This window comes from Comamonas odontotermitis (genome assembly GCF_020080045.1).
Taxonomy (GTDB): Bacteria; Pseudomonadota; Gammaproteobacteria; order Burkholderiales; family Burkholderiaceae_C; genus Comamonas; species Comamonas odontotermitis.
This window is the reverse complement of sequence record NZ_CP083451.1, coordinates 3,179,788-3,198,096: the sequence shown is the minus strand read 5'-3', so window position 1 is coordinate 3,198,096 and position 18,309 is coordinate 3,179,788. Positions and strand designations below refer to the sequence as shown.

Here is an 18,309-nt window from a genome sequence, read left to right as displayed (position 1 = left end):
ATGAAAATAATTGATAACTGTTGGAATAATATCTATGTGTCCTCTGCAATTTTTGGTGATCATCACTTTAATAAACATGTGTCAGAGATTTATGTGAAAGAGGGTATACATCTTTATCCTGAAAGAACTTCTCTGGAGGTAACAGAGAAGCAACTATATGAAGAAGAAAAAGAATTTCTTTATTTGGGTGCCTGTAAATTGGTTTTTCACAATGTTTGTAGAGTGCATTTTAGAATTACCCCAATCATTGAAAAATCAGAGCATAAAAAAGAATCGATTGAACAGTATTATGTTTTTTGTAAAAATAATAATCTCATGAATGATTTCTCTTTTGGGGTTAATTTTAGAATGAGTAACGATGATTTTTTGTTATCGTATTTTTACATGATTTCTGCCGAAAAATTTTCCTTGCATGTGCTTGAGGATTGATAATTTAAGATGATTTAAAGGCGGCTAGCTGTCGCATTCCGGACGATCATAGGGCCGCTCGTTGATATAACGATTTATATTATGGATAACGGTGGTGCTGTCGCCCCAGTTAAAAAGGTGCCTTAATATGCTTCATGAAGAGTGAGTAACATATGAAACCCTTAAATCCTGGGCATTAAATGATTATTTCGATTTTTGTAGGGGTAGTGGGTTAGTTAGTCGCTGGCCACACGAACAAGTATTGGCACGAATTGCCTATAGCTTTGAGGATGGTTTTGAGCGCCCTATAGAGGATTTGATGTGGAATGTTATTTTATTGGTGCTGTCTGGTGGATGGTATCCAGAATGGCCTCGTCGTCAGTATCAGTTGATTACTGCTGCAATAGCCAAGCATGACCTAGAAAGCCTGCTTGCTGACGTTCCGACTGATGAGGTAGAAGTATTTCGGCACGATCTCAAAATTCTCAAGCTGATCTGATGCCTGTGAAACTGCTGGGCTTGTTGAGGCGGTCTACCGCGTATCGGTTGACCACGTAGCATTGATAGCATCCGTCGCAACATCGGAGCACCTATCTCGCCAAACGATGTGGGGAAATTGCTCAACCTCCAAAGCAACGGCGCCACCATCATCCGCGGCAACCTTTATGACCGCCAGTGCAACACGCCAGAATGCGTAGACAAGGCCAAATTTCTGCTGGGTCTGTCCCAAGGGCTGAGCTACCTCACACCTGCAGGGGCGGTAGCAGGGGCAGGACAAATTGCCTACAACCTCACCACTGCCATCATTAACAATGGAGGAGAGGCAACAGCAATAGCTGTGATTCAAGGCATCAAGGGGCTGCCAGAGAACATCATGGCGGGTCTGATGAGCGATGACCCGAGGGTGCGCGGAGAGACGCTGGTGACGGCGTTGACGATACCAGTGGTGGCAGCTGCGGTAGGCCGCAAGGTGGGCGTAACGGTACTGGAGAATATAGGAACAGGGCCAGCAGCGGGATCGCGAACGGCTCAGCGCGGTGGGGTGCCGGTTGGAGATGGGGCAAAGGGGAGTGGTGCGACGGGCGGCACGCCCGTTGTCCTTGATCTCTTCGGAGGGCGCACCTCACAAATTCCTGGTGCAATCAATGTTGATATTGTTGCGGAGCAAGGAGTTAGGGCTTCAGCCACTCAGCTTCCTTTTGGGCCAGCGACCGCAGATCGCATCATTGCCAGCAACCCTTACCTGCCCGGGGGATCTGGAATCATGGACTGGCTACCCGATGAGGCAAACTCTCTAAAATCTGGCGGCACGTTGACAATCAATGCAACGCAGTTGAATAAATTTGGTCAACTGCCCAGCGCCGATGTTCTTGATAGCCTCGGTTTAAAAGTAGTACAACCACCAGGCCCGCTGTTGCCGGAATTCCAAGGCAATATTTTCCGCTACACCGATGGTGGGCAAATTCCCAGCAACAAGGTTCTTTCAACCGTGTTGCAGAAGACAGGGAATTGACCATGAAGCGCATCGTCGGATATTTTGACCATCTTCATTTCACTGAAAGTCGCTTGGGTGAGCCTGTGGTTAAGAGTGGGACATTGACTATCCCGGTTTCTGGTCTTCTCACATTAAAGGGACATCCATTGAATGACGGAACGCTGAAGCAGATCAGTGGCTATCTTGTCTTCGCGGAAGTATCGAAGTCGGCAAGAAAGTTAACTGAGTACATTGGTGATCCGAGACATCCCCAGGGTTTCAAGGATGAGTATTTGGTGGAAGATATTCCACCGGGGACATTTGATGAAAATGCCACAACGTATTTGCTTGAAGGCACCCTGAATACGCCCGTTGCTTGGGTTGATTGGGAAGTACGAGCGAGAAATTTTGAGTTGCATACGGATTCATAAGCCTGCCGGGAAGGGGTAGTGACCACATGGAAAAAATCCGCCAACGTTGCCAAATGGCAAAAACCCTGACTACATCATCAATGGGCAAGTGTTTGATAACTATGCGCCCTCTACAAGCAATGTGCGAAATGCCGCAGACGTTATTGGCGGAAAAGTTGCTTCAGGGCAAGCAGACAATGTAGTTGTCAATTTGGCGGATAGCTCGATTACTCCTGACGCACTGCGGCAGCAACTGACCAACTACCCAATTCCTAGTCTGAAGCAAGTCATCATCATAGACAAGTCGGGTACGCCCACTGTCATCAAGTTCAAGGGGAAATGACATGGCAATTGATCTGTTTTGTCATGTCTCACGGTCGGCGGGTGATGTGACGGATGTACTCGAGTTGCTATTAGCAAAACATCAAGAATTTTTTGAAAAAAAATTCTTGATTTCCAAGGCTACGGAATCGAGTGACGTGGGAAAAGAAGTTGCGCTTGAGCATGGCTTGCATGCAAGGAGTACTTTTCTCATTCGTGTAAATGACAAGAGCGCAGTGGGGCAAATATCAAAGGTCGCGGACATTGTCAAAGATGCGTTTGGCGATGCCAATGTTGTCGTTTTGTTTGAAAACGAGGAACGACAATAAGGTCTGGAAGCGGCTTAGGCGCGAGGGCATCATCAAACTGGCAAGGTTGTATTTATTCTGTTGCCACCGAAATAATATGGCAGTCGATCTATTTTGCTATTCATCATTACCATTGGAACATGTGACAAAAGTGCTTGATTCATTGATAGCTCAGCACCCTGGCCTTTTTTATTCTAAGACGTCTGCCTATCAAAGTCGCTTCATAATATATGAAGCAACGGAGGCAACTGACATTCAAAAGGAGATTGCTCTTGAGTACGGTCTTGTTGCAACTTGCGAATTCATCATTAGCCTCAATGACAAAAGCGCCTCAGACCTAGTAAGAACAGTCTTGGCTCTTGTAAGGGCAGCGCTTGGTGTTGAAAACGTAATCATCATGTCAGATGGGGTACTACGACCAGTACCTGATTCTGGCGAGCAGTTGAAGAATTGGTGAGCCAAATCGTGTGCCGCTCCAAGCTGACCCACGCTTATTTTTACCCGTCTGTGCCGTACCAAGCTGCCCCGCTCTCCTTTTGAAAATCTGATGCTCCGCCTCCTCCACCTCATCATCGTGCTATGCGCAATGTCGCTACCTCATGCGCACGCAGGCGAGGTGATCTTTGCAAGTTACAAGAAAATCAGCCTCTAGTGCCCCGTCCATAAAGCGCTTGAAGCTGCTGAAATAATAGCAAAGCCTCTGCAGCGCAGTTTGTCAAAGACGAGGCTGGAAAGGACTTCATTGGTATGCTTGGCTCCAAGACTGGTAATAACAATGGCCTTGACATTGCGTACGCCAAGATGGTAAACGGACGGCCCCAATTAGTGATTGGTGAAGCCAAGGCGGGTGATAGTGAGTTAACTGCACTGGGGGAATATAAGGTGGAAACATTAAATAGAAATCTCAATGTAGTTCGAGAAAGCATATTGAAAATTGATAATGAGAGAATACGGGATTCACTTTTGGTGCAGTTGGAGTCTAAAACTTATCAGGTGGAGCTTTATACTAGTGTAAATAATGCAGCCAAGACAGCGGGCCGGGTGGATGATATTCTTGCCAAAAGAATGGGATCTCCTGTTTCTCGGGTTGTTACGTTCGGGAGAAATAAATGATGTACTTTGAGGATTGGAAGCAAAAGGTTGATATTTCATTAGACGGCACACTGGATCAGTGGGGGCAAATATCTGGATATCCAGGAGTGATAAGGTCTTATGCTGAAAAAGGGGGGCCTTTCTTTGATTGGGGAAAATTGGCCATGCCAGAGGGGCCGGTGGATAGGTTCTTGGGTAATTTCATCTTCATTTCAGTGGCCTACCCCGACCATGAATACAGTAGGATTTTTTTAAATTGGGCCAATGAAGCAGCAGACCGGGCATTGGCTGATGAGCGATTCGATATCGATCCAGAAGCAGACCGGTCAGTCAAGTTCATTTCTAATGGGCCATGCAGAGGGTGGAAGGTTGAAGGCATCTACCCTGGCAACCACGGTGAAACCTTGGCTGGAGCTTGCTTGGCCCGTGTCCTGCGAGATGACAGCGAACTAAATGCTGCACTCCTTCTGCAAGCTGCCGAAGAGATCGCCGAAACCGCTCTGCATGGAGGCTCCAAAGAATGGATCTACATGCCCCAAAGCAAGTATTTGCGTTCCGTGCGCCTGTGCCTGCTAGCTGGCCGGGTAGACAAGGCGCAGTTCCTGCTAAAAAACATCCGCCGCAAATTCAAGCACACTTATGTGCACCAGCAGTGGCTGCAGGCGCTGTGCAACGCCATTGATGCTGCGGATGAGGGTTCTTTGTCTGATGAGGCAATTGAAGAATTCCAAACGTTCTTTGACAACGTGCGCAACCCCGAGCTTCGAGGCATGCCTGGGGATAACATAGACGGTACGAATTTGTTTGGAAATATTAATGTTCTACGCCTAGAATTGGCTGCGCTCAGGCAGCATTACATTCTGCGCCAGCCATTGGCAGGAAATTGGCGGCAGGTATTGGCGTCTATCAGCGAGTGATGATGTAAGAGGAATGGCGTTGTAGCACAAATGTCGTTGCCAGCTAGCGTAGGCTGGTCAAAGATCAGTGCTCGAGCGTGTTTGACAAGCAATCATTACAGTCGGTACTGACCGAGCTCAACACTGCCTGCTCTCCACCGCGTTATTGCACGGCTGATGAGAAAAACAGCATCCAGGAGCTCAACCAGTTCTATGCGATGCGAGACAGCATCAAGCCGGACACGACGGCCGAAGAGCTACTGTTGGGCAATAAAGTCATCAACACCGCATTCAAAGGCGTGGCTGCATTGTATGGGCGCCTGACGGGGAGCATGGAAGTTGAGGCATTGGGCGGAGTCGTAGCCAAAGAGGCAACGGGTGTAGAGTTTGGCAAAGGCATCAACGGCCAAGGCAAACCCTTTGAAAGCTACGTGCAATCCCAACTGCCTGAAGGTACTATCGATCTCAACATCATCAAGAGTAACTTCAAGACATTTGATCATCTGACGCCAGAGGGCGTGGCCGTCAGTACCAAGACGATGGACACAGTTGGGAGCGTGACTTACCAAAATCCAAATCGGATCACTAGTACGCTTAATGGGTATGTGGATGATATGGTGAATTTTGTGAGAGATGGCCCCCGCAATGGACGACAAATTACATCTGCTGATATTGCGTCTAAGCAGATGCAGCTTGCTATTCCATACAGCACAACGCCAGCTCAGATGGATGCTATTAATCGTTCGATGCAATATGCTGCAGATAGAGGTATTGCTATTGTTGTAACAAGGTTGAAGTGAAATGAATAAATCGACAGCGTGGGCTAATGTAAGTTTTAACGATGTTTTTTTTGAAATTACAACTATATCAAGAGGTATGTTGGGTTATGGGGATCCAGAGGTTGAGCCTCAATATTTACCTCTAGATATATCAGATAAAATCTTAGGGGAATCGTTGAGGTTGGCTCTTTCTAAAAGCAAGAGAGTAAGTTTGGAAGAATTTCAGAAGTTATGGAATTCGGGGATTCTCGAAGAAACAGAAAAAATGCGCGAGAAGTACACCATGAATAAATATGGATACAAAACAAAAAAAGCATTGTATAAAAACATGAATTTATGTGATGTAAGCGTATATGGTGATTTCATTGAAATTCAGCCGACCCAACAAACGTCATTAGATGGATATACCGTAACAAAAGATATGGATTTAACCCCTTTGAAGATATCACATACAGTCTCAGACGAAGAACTAGGAGCAGCATTACGACACGCTTTCACTTTGTGCACAAGTGCAATTAGGTAGAGGTGTTTTTGCGCAATCACATAAAGGCCTTGTGAAATCACTGGCCCGTCTCTTTACCATCTTCTTTATCTTGCAGACCCTGCTATGCACGCCGGTGCAGGCAGGGGTTGTGGCGATAGGGGATTTGAAGGGAAAGCAGCCTTTGGCGCTTGCCCATCAAGCGCAGAATGCTATAAATATAATAGCTTCTATCAGCGGCGCAGCTGCGGGTGTGAGCAGTGATCGTGGACAGCAAAGCAGCACGGCACATAGCGCCGTCAGCGCTGGCACAGTCAGCGGCACAGGAGTCAGCTACAACAACACCACCGTCAAAGCAGGTGGCAATGTCAGCTTGCAAAGCGCGGGCGACACCACCTTGCGCGGGGCAACAGTAGCGGGCACTGGCGTCAAGGCCGATGTGGGCGGTAACCTCACCATCGAAAGCCTGCAAAACAAGGACAACTACAACGAACACAGCAGCAATAGCGGCTTTAGTTTGGTTATTCCCATTGGTGCGGGCATGCCCGGGCTCACAGTCAGCCATGGCAACACCAATATCGACAGCAACTACCAAAGCACGGGCACCCAAAGCGGCATACGAGCCGGTGACGGAGGTTTCCAAGTCAACGTAGCCGGAGACACTACCTTAAAGGGCGGCGCCATCACCAGCACGCAAAAGGCGGTGGATGAGGGCAAAAACAGCTTCCGCACGGGTGGTCAGCTGGTAATGAGCGACCTGCAGAACCAGGCCGAATACAACGCCAGCGGCTCGCAAATGACGCTCGGTGTGGGAGGAAGCCTGGGCAGCAGCAGTGCTGGCGTGGGCCGGGACAATGGCAGTGCCAGCAGCACAACGCAGGCTGGTATCTCGGGCATTGCTGGCAACACCAGTGCGAGAACGGGAGACAAGGAAACAGGCCTCAAGCCAATCTTTGACAAAGAGCGCGTTAGGTCTGAATTTTTAGGATGTCAAAACTCAGTGAAGCATGTATAGAGTGTGCAGGATTTTGGTGAGAGATTATATGAATATAAAATTTTACCTATTATTTGCTCAGTAATTATTATTAATAAAATGATTTGTGTTTGATTGAAATCAAATTTACAGCGCAAAAATGAAGAATATCATAATTATGTTGTAATTATTAAATTATATATTTGCCATAATTGCGTAATTTGGTTTGATGGCAAGAACTATATGGTAAAGATATAGTGATAAGAATGCTTGATTATCAATTGAATAATTCAAATTCACCCATGTTGATTTTTACTCAAAGAGGAGATGGAATGAAAAGACGTGCTTTGGTTTGGTTGGGTAGCATGCCCGTAACTGCTTGTCTTTTGATGGGGCATTTGGCTCAGGCAGAGCAACGCCCTTTCACGCCGCAGGCGGGTACCTGGGTGGTAAGCGCAGAAGTTAATGGCAAACCGGGCCGAGGCCTGGCCATTGACGTGCAGGAAGACACTTTCTTCATGCAGGTCTACAACTACAAGGCCAATGGCGAGGCGACGTTCCACACCGCACTTGGTGAATTGAAGGGCAATACGGTAACAGCTCCCTTGACGCATTACGAAGGTGGTCGCTACTTTGGAAGTGGGCCACTTACAGCCCATGAAGCTGGTAATGCAGGCAATGTGACCATTACTTTTTCCAGTGGGTTGACGGGGACGGTTCAGTTTCCGGGTGAGGAGCCTGTAGCGATTGAGCGCTTTTTGGCGGGAAGCTCTGATGATGCGTTTAGCCCCGGCAACGCCGCAGCAATGCGAGACGGTCAAAATGCAAGGTGGCTAGCAGTTGATGGTGATTCGATTGCCGTCATTTGGGGAAGCAAGCTGCTCAAGACGGCCGAAGGCAAGTATCAGCTGAAGTTGAGCCCGATCACCTACAAGCCATTTTTTCTGGGCTCGAATGAGCCACTCTTTCTTGGCAAGAACCTGACCTACGACTGCCAGTATTCCGGCAGCGGTGCCCAGGGTTACGACTGCACACGCAGCGATTCGCAGGCTCCAGCCAATTTCATGCCAAAAATCAGCTTTCGCTACGCGGCTGCAGATGTGACTGGCACGGTCATCACGGATGCATCCACTGGCAAAACTATACGCTTGATGGGCAATATGCTGGCCAATGGAGCGGTGCCTGGGAGCGTTATACCCGGCCAATGCATTTCTACAACCTTGCAGACCTTTGTTCCAGGTGACAACTGCAATGGCTCCCGTATGCCAGTCAATGGAACCTGGGTGGTTGCGGATGAGCTCAATGGAAAACCCGGAAGAGGAATCAGCTTGGATGTGCAAAACAATATTGCTGTGTTGCAGATTTTTGATTACCTGAATACTGGCGCCTCTACTTTTCACATGGGGTCGGGCTCTTATGGCCAGTCGTCCATGGATATTGATCTTTTCCGCTACGGTGGAGGGCGCTATTTTGGTGGCCCGGCTCGAAGTGGATCTGTGGTGGAGGACGCTGGCGCTGTGCAGATTGACCTTCAGGGGGCACCTTCATTGGCAGAGGCAATGATTCAATTTCCCGGCGAGGGGCCCAAGAAGATGGTTCGCATGGGGTTGACGTCGCAAAGTTCCCCTGAAGAATCTTTGCTGGGGGACTGGCATATGATTTTTCGAGGCGAGAAATCAGGCAGCATTCTGACAACAGTGTCGCTGGATCGGGTGGTGGACGGTGCGGTCGCCAATAAATCTGGCAACGTCAAATGTCTGTTTGAGTCTGTGGCGGAGAGGCAAATCAGCTGCAAGTTCTACAGCAGTGGTGCTACGCCCCAGGAAATGGGGGGCGTGTCTTTTGTATATAACGGCACTTCGCCAGCATCTGGTAGCGTGATCAAAATCAAGGATCGAAAAGGCAATTTTCTGGGTGTGTAAGCCCAGCCGGTCAGAAATTTAGATTTTCAGAAGCTGTAGGTCACTAGGACCTGTCTGTAGGCCTGACGTTGGGGGTTGCTCTATCAACCCACAGCGCAGGCCTCTTTTTTGTTGTGCGGCGTGAGGGCGGTGCGTTTTACCCGCGCTCCACCGGCCGCGCCGCATCGCTGCACCATTCGCTCCAACTGCCCGCAAACAGGGCCGTGGGCGCGTAGCCTGCAATTTCCATGGCGATCAGGTTGGGCAGGGCGCTCACGCCGCTGCCGCATTGGTGAACGACGGTGCCGGGATCGCGGCCACCCAGCAGTGCGTCAAATTCGGCGCGCAGCTCGGCGGCCGGTTTGAAGCGCCCATCTGCGCCGATGTTGGTGCTGAACAAACGATTGAGCGCACCTGGAATGTGGCCGGCAACAGGATCGAGCGGCTCTACCTCGCCGCGATAGCGGGCAGGGGCCCGGGCATCGATCACGGTCTGCGCACTGCCCAGCGCTTGGAGCACCTGGCCTGCGGTGCGCAGCTCGCGCAATGGGGCTTTCAACTCGAAATTGCTCTGGAAATGGCTGGTGGGCTTGCCACTCTCTACCGCTCCGCCCATGGCTTGCCAGGCTTGCAGACCACCGTCGAGCACGGCGACGGCCTCGTGGCCTGCCCATTTCAGCATCCACCACAGGCGGCCTGCGTAATTGACGCCATTGCGGTCATACACCACAGCCTGCATGTCGTTGCGAAAGCCGACCTGCGACAGCCAGGTGGCAAAGGTTTCGCGCGTGGGCAGGGGGTGGCGACCACCGGATGCGGCCGCAACCACCCGGCCAGCGCCGTCGTGCGGGGCGCTGAGGTTCTTGTCGAGGTTGGCGTACAGGGCGCCAGCAATGTGCACTTCGTCATACAGCGCCTCGCCCGCCAGGGGCTGGGCCAGCTCGAACGTGCAGTCGAACACCATGACGCTAGCAGGCGCGCTCTGCTGCAGCGCCTGCAGCTGGGCAGGGGTGATGAGGGTGGTATAGGGCATGGTTGCCATCACAGTGCTCCAAAAAAGCGGCTGGCGCAGGCCGGACAAGGCCCGCTCAAGCCTGAAAAGAGTTGTTTTCAGCCATTATGGTGCAGCACTGCTGGCGCCGTGCTTTATGAATGAAAAACACGGCTGACGCATGACTGGTGTGCGCCGTCAGCTATCCTTTGCGCAGCACGGTGGCGGCAATGCCGCTGCCCACGATCAGCGCCATGCCGATCCAGCCGATGGCCGGAATCTGGTCGCCAAACACCACAATGCTGGCCAGCCCGCCGAACACGATGCCCGAGTACTGGAGGTTGGCCACGACCAGGGTCGCGCGGCGCGTGGTGGCACTGGCGTAGGCCATGGTCATGAACAGCTGACCTGCCGTGGCCAGAATGCCGATGGGTATATGCCAGAGCGCAGGCCAGCCGGGGAAGGGCGAGGCGCCGGTGAACAGCATGGTCAGCCCCCCTGCAACAGCGGAGCCCACAGCAAAGTAGAAGACCACGCGCTGCTCGGGCTCGCCAATGCGCGACAGCGCCACCACCTGCATGTAGGCAAAGGCAGACATCAGGCCCGACAGCAGGCCGATGATGCCGGCAAACAGCTGCTCGGCATCCATGCTGGGGCGCAGCATCAGCAGCACCCCGGCAAAGCCGATGAGGACCGTGAGCACCAGCGGAATATTGAGCGCTGGCTGGTCGCCTGCTGCCTTGGGTCGCCAGGCCATCAGCGCGCCGCCCACGACAAAGGCAGCGATCCAGAGACTGCTCATGTAGTTGAGCGTCATGGCGGTGGCCAGGGGCAGCTTGCCGATGGAGTAGAACCAGAAGCCCATCGAGAGCACGCCGATGAAACTGCGCCAGGCGTGCATCAACGGGTACTGCGTGCCCAGGGTGATGCGCTTGCGCCGGGCCAGCCACCACAGCAAGGCCATGCTGATGAGGCCCCGGTAGAAGATGATCTCTGCCGCGTTGTAGTGGGCAGATGCGAACTTGATGCACACGCCCATGAGTGCGAAACAAAAGGCGGCGGCCACCATCCACAGGGCTTGCATCGGAAGGACTTTAGAATAAAAAAGCTGCTTGCGCTTATTGTGTAAGCGCGAGCAGCTATTGATTTGATAGTAATTGAGAGGAATTACTTCGCCAGAACAGCGTCTTTCATCATACTGCGATACCACTCGTGAAAGTGCTGCATGCCGTCTTCCATGGGACTCTGGTAGGGGCCGACTTCGTTGTCGCCGCGCTCCCACAGAGCCCGGCGGCCCGCGTCCATGCGCTCGCCGATCTCGTCGTCCTCAATGGCGGTTTCCATGTAGGCTGCACGCTGGGCCTGCACGAACTCGGGCTCGAAGGCGCTGATTTCTTCCGGGTAGTAGAACTCGACCACGTTCATGGTCTTTTCCGGGCTGATCGGGTGCAGGGTCGAGACGGTCAGCACATGTGGGTACCACTCAACCATGATGTGCGGGTAGTAGGTGAGCCAGATGGCACCGTGCTCGGGCATCTGCCCGCCACGGTAGGCCAGCAGCACTTCGTGCCACTTCTTGTAGGTATCGGAGCCGGGGCGGGCAAAGCCGGGCGCAACGCCTACGGTCTGCACCGAGTACTCCTTGCCAAACTCCCACTGGAGATCGTCGCAGGTGACGAAATTGCCCAGACCTGGGTGGAAAGGGCCGACGTGGTAGTCCTCCAGATAGACCTCGATGAAGGTCTTCCAGTTGTAGTTGCACTCGTGCATTTCCACGTGGTTGAGCACAAAGCCATCAAAGCTGAGCGCTGCGGCCGGGCCCATGCCAGCCAGGTCGGCCTGGATGTCGCGACCGTTGTCTTCAAACAGCAGGCCGTTCCATTCACGCAAACGGTAGTTGTTGAGGTTGAGGCAAGGGTCTTGCGCGAAATGGGGCGCGCCCAGCAGTTCACCACTGGGGCTGTAGGTCCAGCGGTGCAGCGGGCAGACGATGTTGCCGCCCGCACTGCCTTTTTGCTGGTGATGGAGTGAGCCCCGGCCCTTGAGCATCACCGCCTGGCGATGTCGGCAGACGTTGGAGATCAGCTCGGCCTGGCCCGTGGCGCTGCGCACCAGAGCGCGCCCTTCCTTTTCATGCGGAAGGGCGTAATAGTCGCCAATCTCGGGGATCGCCAGTTGGTGGCCGACATACTTGGGGCCGTGCTGGAAGATGGTTTGCATCTCGCGCTCAAAGAGCGCTTGATCGAAATAGCTTGAAACTGGAAGTTGGCTTGCGGCCTGCTGCAGTTGAAGACTTAAATCAGACATGGGTGACCTGACCTAAAGACTCCCCACAGGGAGGTTGCGCGTGCATGCGCAGAGAAAAAATAAAACCGGCTACCCTAGAAGAATACCGGTTTCGCGAGAAATGGGATTATACCCAGTGGGGTTATTCCCGTTCCGTTCATGCGTGAATTGAGAGCAATTCTCGGCTGCAGAACGGAACTGCCTTTCCATGCTGGCTTCAAAATTCTATCAAATTGATAGCTGACTGCGCGCTCTGGTAGGGCGAAATCCTTGTCTGGAGAACTGGATATGATGGCCTGCTGGTCTGCGCTTTGCAGGGGCAGCGGGCGCTGTGTTCGTGGTGGCGCGCGCAGCGCCTAAAATCAGCGCTTTCCATTCCGTACCAGCGGCAACCCCGGTTGCCCTCGCAAGCCCATGCCCAAGGCCACAGCCTCCAAGGCGTCTGCCATGCCAGATTTGCCCGAACCCGCCAACTATGAAAGCGCCTTGCAGGAGCTCGAAGGCCTGGTGGCGCGCATCGAATCGGGCCAGTTGCCGCTCGACGACATGCTGGCCGCCTACCAGCGCGGCGCCGTGTTGCTGGCCTACTGCCGTGGCAAGCTCGAAGCGGTGCAGGACCAGATCAAGGTGCTGGACAATGGCCAGCTCAAGCCCTGGGCGAGCGAGGAATAAAGAGAACAATGACAGCAGCGCACGAAAATTTTGCACAGTGGTGCAGCGATGAACTGGCCCGCGTGGAAGCGGCCCTGAACCAATGGATCGTGGCCGACGCTCCCGCCAACCTGGGCGAGCCCATGCGTTACGCCGTGCTTGATGGGGGAAAGCGCCTGCGTCCCTTGCTGGTGCTGGCCGCTGCACAGTCCGCCGGTCCGCTGGGCGTGCCGCAGGCCGAAGCCGCTTTGCGCGCCGGTTGTGCGGTGGAGCTGATCCATGCCTACTCGCTGGTGCACGATGACATGCCCTGCATGGACAACGATGTGCTGCGACGGGGCAAGCCCACGGTGCATGTGCAGTTTGGCGAAGCCCAGGCCTTGCTGGCGGGCGATGCCTTGCAGGCCCTGGCGTTTGAATTGCTGGTGCCTGAGGGCCGCGATATTCCCGACGCCATGCAGGCCAGGCTGTGCCGCCAGTTGGCGCTCGCCGCTGGCTACAACGGCATGGCAGGGGGCCAGGCAATCGATCTGGCGAGTGTCGGCAAGAGTCTGACGCAGCCTCAGTTGCAGCAGATGCACAAGCTCAAGACCGGCGCGCTGCTGCAGGCCAGCGTGGAAATGGGCGCCACCTGCGCCGGTATTACGGGCGCTGCACTGGCGGCGCTGCGGCAATACGGCGCGGCACTGGGCCTGGCCTTTCAGGTCATCGACGATGTGCTCGATGTGGTGGCAGATTCCGCCACATTGGGCAAGACGGCAGGCAAGGACGCGGACAATGACAAGCCTACCTATGTATCGCTGATGGGCCTGGATGCTGCCCGCGCCTACGCCAATGATCTGCTGGCCGAGGCGCAACTGGCGCTGGCGGGCAGCGGCCTTGCGCAACCGCGCGCGCTGGCCGCGCTGGCCGATATGGTGGTGCGCCGCAGCCACTGAGGCGTGGTGCAAAAAGTGCCTTGATATAGGTCAATTTACCCAAGGCGCTACCATAGACCATTGCGATTTGAACAAAAAACTGCGCCAGCGCTTGTCTGGCATGCGCAGTCAGCTATCGAAACAGTAGTATGCCCACGAAGAACTTTCCATTGCTCGCCACCATCAACGATCCGGCCGATCTGCGCAAGCTGTCGCGCGCCGAGCTCAAGACCCTGGCGCGCGAACTGCGGGAGTTCGTTCTGGAGAGCGTGTCGCAGACCGGCGGACACCTGAGTTCCAACCTGGGAACGGTCGAGTTGACCATTGCCTTGCACGCGGTCTACGACACGCCCCATGACCGCTTCGTGTGGGACGTGGGCCACCAGACCTATCCACACAAGATTCTGACCGGCCGCCGCGACCGCATGACCGGCTTGCGCCAGTTGGGCGGGATTTCGGGCTTTCCGCTGCGTACCGAGAGCGAATACGACGCATTCGGTACCGCGCATTCGTCCACCAGCATATCGGCAGCCCTGGGCATGGCCGAAGCCTCCAAGCTCAAGGGCGAAAGCCGCCAGGCAGTGGCCATCATCGGCGATGGCGCGATGACGGCCGGCATGGCGTTTGAAGCCTTGAACAATGCCGGTGTCAGCGATGCGAACCTGCTCGTCATCCTGAACGACAACGACATGAGCATCAGCCCGCCGGTGGGCGCACTCAACCGCTATCTGGCGCAGTTGATGAGCGGCCAGTTCTACGCCAAGGCGCGTGGCGTGGGCAAGAGCGTGCTCAAGCAGGTGCCGCCGTTGCTGGAGCTTGCCAAACGACTGGAGCAGCAGGCCAAGGGCATGGTGGTGCCTGCCACGCTGTTCGAGAATTTCGGCTTCAACTACATCGGCCCCATCGATGGGCATGATCTCGATTCGCTCATTCCCACGCTGGAGAACATCCGCCAGCTCAAGGGGCCGCAGTTTCTGCACGTCGTCACCAAGAAAGGCCAGGGCTACAAACTGGCCGAGGCCGACCCGGTGGCCTACCATGGCCCGGGCAAGTTCGACCCGGCCATTGGTCTCGTCAAACCTGCCACGCCGCCCAAGCAGACCTTCACCCAGGTATTTGGCAGCTGGCTGTGCGACATGGCCGCCCATGATGAGCGACTGGTGGCCATTACGCCAGCCATGCGCGAAGGCTCGGGCATGGTCGAATACCACAAACGCTTTCCCAAGCGCTACTTCGATGTGGGCATTGCGGAGCAGCATTCGGTCACGTTTGCCGGGGGCCTGGCCTGCGAAGGACTCAAGCCGGTGGTCGCCATCTATTCGACCTTTCTGCAGCGCGCGTACGACCAGCTGATCCACGACGTGGCCCTGCAGAACCTGCCCGTGGTGTTTGCGCTGGACCGCGCGGGCCTTGTCGGTGCCGATGGCGCCACGCATGCGGGTAATTACGACATTGCATTCACCCGCTGCATTCCCAACATGAGTGTGGCCTGCCCGGCTGATGAGCGCGAATGCCGCCAACTGCTGAGCACCGCCTATGCGCAGAACCACCCCGTGACCGTGCGCTACCCCCGTGGCGCAGGCGTTGGCGTGGTACCGCTGGAGTCGCTGGAGGGCCTGCCCTTTGGCAAGGGTGAAATCCGCCGCCAGGCCCAGCCTGCGGTGGCGGGGGCGCCACGCATTGCCATCCTGTCGTTTGGCAGCTTGCTGTATCCGGCCTTGCAGGCCGCAGAGCAGATTAATGCCACGGTTGCCAACATGCGCTGGGCCAAGCCGCTGGATACCGAACTGCTGCAGCAGATCGCACAGACCCACGATGCCCTGGTGACCGTGGAAGACGGTTGTGTGATGGGCGGTGCAGGCAGCGCCGTGCTCGAAGCACTGCAGGCCTTGCACCTGGAGGTGCCGGTGCTGCAACTGGGCTTGAAGGACGAATTCATCGAACACGGCGACCCTGCCAAACTGATGGCGTTGCAAGGGCTGGATGCGGCAGGAATCCAGAAATCGATCACCGAGCGCTTTGGCCCGCGCACCGTTGCAGCTGCCAGTGCGGCAGCCTGATTTCCGTACACGCCAATCACGATGCCTGGCAGGTTGCCAGGCATTTTTTCTTGGAAGATGCCTCGCTGAACAAAAGCACCTTTCGGGGGGTGCCTGGTCCTGTTTGGTTGCCTGACGTGGATGCGGTGGGCCGGCCCAGGCCTGCCTGCTGGCGAGCGCGTGAGACTGCCGCTGTGGCAGCGTCGCTTTCCGTGGAGAGCGTGAATGCAGCCATCAACGCGTCGATGATGAGAGCGCGCGCATCCAGTGTTCGTACTCCTGGTGTTCCAGCTCCAGCAAGGCCTCGGGTGGGCCGCCTCCACCGACGGCCTGAATGTCTCGCAGATAGTCGCGCACCTCGGGCTTGGCAAGCACCTGTGCCACCGCTTCCTGCAAGATGCGGTTGGATGCGGAATCCGAATCCGCAGGTGCCCAAAGGCTGAAGTGGTCGTATACCGTGTAGCCAGCCAAGGATGCATTTGAAGCCAGCGTTGGCCACTGCACTCCCCGGTAGCTTTGGGGATGCGCCGGGTTGGCGGTGGTGCCCAGCACCCGCAACTGGCCGCGTTCGATGGCTACTTTCACGCCGTTGGCGGGTGCAAACAGCAACTCCACCGCATGTTCCTTGGTAATCACATCCGAGTCGGGGTACATGCGCTTGTAGACCACGCGTTGCATGTCAACGCCGCTCATCGAGCGGAGCAGGCCGAAGGCGAGGTGTCCGATCCAGCCATCGTCACCAGTGGCGATGCGCAGGCTGCCAGGGTGGGCGCGCGCGTAGGCCAGCAGGTCATCCGTGCTGTGAATGCCCAGCGTGTCGGCCTTCTCGCTGTCGATGACCAGAACCAGTGGCTCCGACGCCAGCAGCGTGACGGGGTGAAGGGATTGCAGCAGCGTATCGATCGACGGGCCTTGGTGCAGGCCCTTGATACCCCCGCGCGGCAGCATCATGGCGCCGAGCCAGACTTTGGCGTTACCGCCTTCCATCGTCAACAGGCGATAGTCGGCCAAAGTGGCGGGCGGCTTGTGATCGACCTGCACATTGCGCCCCAGCAGATTGGGCAAGTGCTTGGCCAGCATCTGGGCATAGTGGTCGCTGCGGCCACCGGGGGGAAATATCACGGTGATGTGCAGCGTGGGCTGCGGTGCAGGGACTAGCCACTGCCCTGCATCGTTCATCAGTCCGAAGCGTATGGCCCACTGTCCATCAGTAGATGCGTTGCGTACCAGAGCTTCGGCCGCCCAATAGCGACCCACGCGATGGAATTTCCGGATCATGGGCCAATCGTCCTGCCACCCGGGAGGGCGCCAATCCTCCGGGAATGCGCCTGCGACAATGGCGTAACCGTGGCGGAACTGGCGCGCCTCATGAAATTGCGGCGCAATCACCCATTGGCCCTGGGCGTCCTGGTATCCCCACCGATTCGTGTTCACATCCTTCACCGGGCGCAGGGCGGCTCCTCCATGGCTGCCGTGCAACCGTTGCCAGCGGCACACACGTGAGGTGTCGGTGTGGCGCTGAGAATCCCATCCGCCAGAGGTACACAGCTGGATGCGCTTCTGGGCGGTTGCATCGGGCAGGTTGCCGAAGATGAACGGGATCACCATCCTCCCTCGCGCATCGATCAGTCCTGTGCCAGAGGAGCCAGGCGTCACAATCTGCTTCCTGTAGGCCATCCACTGCGCAGTAGTGATATCGAGCGGCGGTACGGGGGGAAGCCACTGGCCTTGTGCATTGCGCAGCCCAGGCTGTGCATATACCTTGTCAATATGCAAATCGGAGGCCATTTGTTCGCCTCCGTCTGGCGACAGGTAGGAAATGGCGAAGGGGGAATCGACGTATCTCGGGTCCAAGCCATCACAGGTCACGGGCGGAACGGCCCACCGACCTTGCGAATCAATCCGCCCGTAGGCCGTGGTGCTTCGGAGTCCACCTCCCGGCTTTCGCTCTACCAGCCACACTTTGAATCCCGGTTGAAGTGTGTCGTTGATGCTGCTGGCGCTGACATAGTCCATCCGGACAACCTGCCAGCGGCCATCGCAGAAGCTACGAGCTGCCGAGGACAGAAAAAGCGTTTGTCCGCTCTGCGCGTTGAACAGCGCGGGGGCCAGCGCGCTGTTTTTGCCCGGATTGAGGCCTAGCCAACGCAACCGCTCCATCAGGCGGGGGTCAATGCCGACCGTGAACGCGAAAATGTCTTTCCACGGCTGCACCTGCCCGACTTGCCCGGTCACCGGCTGCAATTGCCAGTTCGCTTGCATGGGCATGGCACGGCCAGGATCGGCATAGAGGTCGGCGTAACTCGGCGGCGCTGCATGGACCTGACCCAGGGCGATGCCGAGCCACAACAGGGCGGCGACGAGATACAGACGCTTCATCGG

21 protein-coding genes are annotated in these 18,309 nt (G+C 55.3%); 17 read left to right on the top strand and 4 right to left on the bottom strand.

Annotated elements, in window-relative coordinates:
• The 13 genes from LAD35_RS14745 (at window position 1) to LAD35_RS14685 (ending at window position 9,064) form a co-directional block, all read left to right on the top strand.
• On the top strand, window positions 1-429 hold the full coding sequence (locus LAD35_RS14745) for a hypothetical protein (RefSeq protein WP_224149768.1): 429 nt from the start codon (window positions 1-3) through the stop codon (window positions 427-429).
• Between the two features lie 241 nt (window positions 430-670).
• Window positions 671-907, top strand: a complete 237-nt coding sequence (locus LAD35_RS14740; RefSeq protein ID WP_224149767.1) for a hypothetical protein — start codon at window positions 671-673, stop codon at window positions 905-907.
• Window positions 908-1,024: 117 nt separating this feature from the next.
• Window positions 1,025-1,921 carry a hypothetical protein gene (locus LAD35_RS14735; protein WP_224149766.1) on the top strand — a complete coding sequence of 299 codons (897 nt, stop codon included), beginning with the start codon at window positions 1,025-1,027 and terminating at the stop codon, window positions 1,919-1,921.
• A 2-nt stretch (window positions 1,922-1,923) separates the two neighbouring features.
• Window positions 1,924-2,313, top strand: a complete 390-nt coding sequence (locus tag LAD35_RS14730) for a hypothetical protein (RefSeq protein WP_224149765.1) — start codon at window positions 1,924-1,926, stop codon at window positions 2,311-2,313.
• 46 nt (window positions 2,314-2,359) lie between these two features.
• On the top strand, window positions 2,360-2,635 hold the full coding sequence (locus tag LAD35_RS14725) for a CdiA C-terminal domain-containing protein (protein ID WP_224149764.1): 276 nt from the start codon (window positions 2,360-2,362) through the stop codon (window positions 2,633-2,635).
• 1 nt (window position 2,636) lies between these two features.
• Window positions 2,637-2,942 carry a hypothetical protein gene (locus tag LAD35_RS14720; RefSeq protein WP_224149763.1) on the top strand — a complete coding sequence of 102 codons (306 nt, stop codon included), beginning with the start codon at window positions 2,637-2,639 and terminating at the stop codon, window positions 2,940-2,942.
• A gap of 76 nt (window positions 2,943-3,018) precedes the next feature.
• On the top strand, window positions 3,019-3,378 hold the full coding sequence (locus LAD35_RS14715) for a hypothetical protein (protein WP_224149762.1): 360 nt from the start codon (window positions 3,019-3,021) through the stop codon (window positions 3,376-3,378).
• A 290-nt stretch (window positions 3,379-3,668) separates the two neighbouring features.
• Window positions 3,669-4,034, top strand: a complete 366-nt coding sequence (locus tag LAD35_RS14710) for a hypothetical protein (protein ID WP_224149761.1) — start codon at window positions 3,669-3,671, stop codon at window positions 4,032-4,034.
• Window positions 4,031-4,930, top strand: a complete 900-nt coding sequence (locus tag LAD35_RS14705; RefSeq protein WP_224149760.1) for a hypothetical protein — start codon at window positions 4,031-4,033, stop codon at window positions 4,928-4,930. Before LAD35_RS14710 ends, LAD35_RS14705 begins: the two co-directional genes overlap by 4 nt.
• A gap of 77 nt (window positions 4,931-5,007) precedes the next feature.
• Window positions 5,008-5,709, top strand: a complete 702-nt coding sequence (locus tag LAD35_RS14700) for an endonuclease toxin domain-containing protein (RefSeq protein WP_224149759.1) — start codon at window positions 5,008-5,010, stop codon at window positions 5,707-5,709.
• Window position 5,710: 1 nt separating this feature from the next.
• A complete protein-coding gene (locus LAD35_RS14695; RefSeq protein WP_224149758.1) occupies window positions 5,711-6,211 on the top strand; it encodes a contact-dependent growth inhibition system immunity protein in 501 nt (166 codons plus the stop codon).
• Between the two features lie 31 nt (window positions 6,212-6,242).
• Window positions 6,243-7,184 (top strand): hemagglutinin repeat-containing protein, encoded by a 942-nt coding sequence (locus tag LAD35_RS14690; RefSeq protein ID WP_224149757.1) that lies wholly within the window; start codon window positions 6,243-6,245, stop codon window positions 7,182-7,184.
• A gap of 224 nt (window positions 7,185-7,408) precedes the next feature.
• A complete protein-coding gene (locus LAD35_RS14685) occupies window positions 7,409-9,064 on the top strand; it encodes a hypothetical protein (RefSeq protein ID WP_224149756.1) in 1,656 nt (551 codons plus the stop codon).
• A gap of 136 nt (window positions 9,065-9,200) precedes the next feature.
• Here the strand turns inward: LAD35_RS14685 and LAD35_RS14680 are convergent, their stop codons facing one another.
• Window positions 9,201-10,076, bottom strand: a complete 876-nt coding sequence (locus LAD35_RS14680) for a sulfurtransferase (protein WP_224152721.1) — start codon at window positions 10,074-10,076, stop codon at window positions 9,201-9,203.
• Between LAD35_RS14680 and LAD35_RS14675 the strand changes: the two genes are divergently transcribed.
• The gene (locus tag LAD35_RS14675) at window positions 10,075-10,212 is read left to right on the top strand and encodes a hypothetical protein (RefSeq protein WP_224149755.1); all 138 of its coding nucleotides are present in this window, start codon (window positions 10,075-10,077) and stop codon (window positions 10,210-10,212) included. The genes LAD35_RS14680 and LAD35_RS14675 overlap by 2 nt on opposite strands.
• Before the next feature lie 24 nt (window positions 10,213-10,236).
• Here the strand turns inward: LAD35_RS14675 and LAD35_RS14670 are convergent, their stop codons facing one another.
• On the bottom strand, window positions 10,237-11,118 hold the full coding sequence (locus LAD35_RS14670; RefSeq protein ID WP_224149754.1) for a DMT family transporter: 882 nt from the start codon (window positions 11,116-11,118) through the stop codon (window positions 10,237-10,239).
• Between the two features lie 83 nt (window positions 11,119-11,201).
• Window positions 11,202-12,341 carry an aromatic ring-hydroxylating oxygenase subunit alpha gene (locus LAD35_RS14665; protein WP_224149753.1) on the bottom strand — a complete coding sequence of 380 codons (1,140 nt, stop codon included), beginning with the start codon at window positions 12,339-12,341 and terminating at the stop codon, window positions 11,202-11,204.
• A gap of 393 nt (window positions 12,342-12,734) precedes the next feature.
• Here LAD35_RS14665 and LAD35_RS14660 point away from each other — a divergent pair, with 393 nt between their 5' ends.
• The 3 genes from LAD35_RS14660 (at window position 12,735) to dxs (ending at window position 15,948) form a co-directional block, all read left to right on the top strand.
• Window positions 12,735-12,992, top strand: coding sequence for an exodeoxyribonuclease VII small subunit (locus LAD35_RS14660; protein ID WP_224149752.1), 258 nt, complete (start codon window positions 12,735-12,737; stop codon window positions 12,990-12,992).
• A gap of 8 nt (window positions 12,993-13,000) precedes the next feature.
• Window positions 13,001-13,909, top strand: a complete 909-nt coding sequence (locus LAD35_RS14655) for a polyprenyl synthetase family protein (RefSeq protein WP_224149751.1) — start codon at window positions 13,001-13,003, stop codon at window positions 13,907-13,909.
• A 128-nt stretch (window positions 13,910-14,037) separates the two neighbouring features.
• The gene (gene dxs / locus LAD35_RS14650; RefSeq protein ID WP_224149750.1) at window positions 14,038-15,948 is read left to right on the top strand and encodes a 1-deoxy-D-xylulose-5-phosphate synthase; all 1,911 of its coding nucleotides are present in this window, start codon (window positions 14,038-14,040) and stop codon (window positions 15,946-15,948) included.
• 213 nt (window positions 15,949-16,161) lie between these two features.
• Here the strand turns inward: dxs and LAD35_RS14645 are convergent, their stop codons facing one another.
• The gene (locus tag LAD35_RS14645; protein ID WP_224149749.1) at window positions 16,162-18,306 is read right to left on the bottom strand and encodes a tripartite tricarboxylate transporter substrate-binding protein; all 2,145 of its coding nucleotides are present in this window, start codon (window positions 18,304-18,306) and stop codon (window positions 16,162-16,164) included.
• Window positions 18,307-18,309: the final 3 nt, after the last annotated feature.

Coding starts and splice junctions, on each gene's coding strand:
- LAD35_RS14745 (WP_224149768.1), top strand. CDS start 1: ATGAAAATAATTGATAACTGTTGGAATAATATCTATGTGTCCTCTGCA.
- LAD35_RS14730 (WP_224149765.1), top strand. CDS start 1,924: ATGAAGCGCATCGTCGGATATTTTGACCATCTTCATTTCACTGAAAGT.
- LAD35_RS14720 (WP_224149763.1), top strand. CDS start 2,637: ATGGCAATTGATCTGTTTTGTCATGTCTCACGGTCGGCGGGTGATGTG.
- LAD35_RS14715 (WP_224149762.1), top strand. CDS start 3,019: ATGGCAGTCGATCTATTTTGCTATTCATCATTACCATTGGAACATGTG.
- LAD35_RS14710 (WP_224149761.1), top strand. CDS start 3,669: ATGCTTGGCTCCAAGACTGGTAATAACAATGGCCTTGACATTGCGTAC.
- LAD35_RS14705 (WP_224149760.1), top strand. CDS start 4,031: ATGATGTACTTTGAGGATTGGAAGCAAAAGGTTGATATTTCATTAGAC.
- LAD35_RS14695 (WP_224149758.1), top strand. CDS start 5,711: ATGAATAAATCGACAGCGTGGGCTAATGTAAGTTTTAACGATGTTTTT.
- LAD35_RS14685 (WP_224149756.1), top strand. CDS start 7,409: ATGCTTGATTATCAATTGAATAATTCAAATTCACCCATGTTGATTTTT.
- LAD35_RS14675 (WP_224149755.1), top strand. CDS start 10,075: ATGGTTGCCATCACAGTGCTCCAAAAAAGCGGCTGGCGCAGGCCGGAC.
- LAD35_RS14680 (WP_224152721.1), bottom strand. CDS start 10,076: ATGCCCTATACCACCCTCATCACCCCTGCCCAGCTGCAGGCGCTGCAG.
- LAD35_RS14670 (WP_224149754.1), bottom strand. CDS start 11,118: ATGCAAGCCCTGTGGATGGTGGCCGCCGCCTTTTGTTTCGCACTCATG.
- LAD35_RS14665 (WP_224149753.1), bottom strand. CDS start 12,341: ATGTCTGATTTAAGTCTTCAACTGCAGCAGGCCGCAAGCCAACTTCCA.
- LAD35_RS14660 (WP_224149752.1), top strand. CDS start 12,735: ATGCCCAAGGCCACAGCCTCCAAGGCGTCTGCCATGCCAGATTTGCCC.
- LAD35_RS14655 (WP_224149751.1), top strand. CDS start 13,001: ATGACAGCAGCGCACGAAAATTTTGCACAGTGGTGCAGCGATGAACTG.
- dxs (WP_224149750.1), top strand. CDS start 14,038: ATGCCCACGAAGAACTTTCCATTGCTCGCCACCATCAACGATCCGGCC.
- LAD35_RS14645 (WP_224149749.1), bottom strand. CDS start 18,306: ATGAAGCGTCTGTATCTCGTCGCCGCCCTGTTGTGGCTCGGCATCGCC.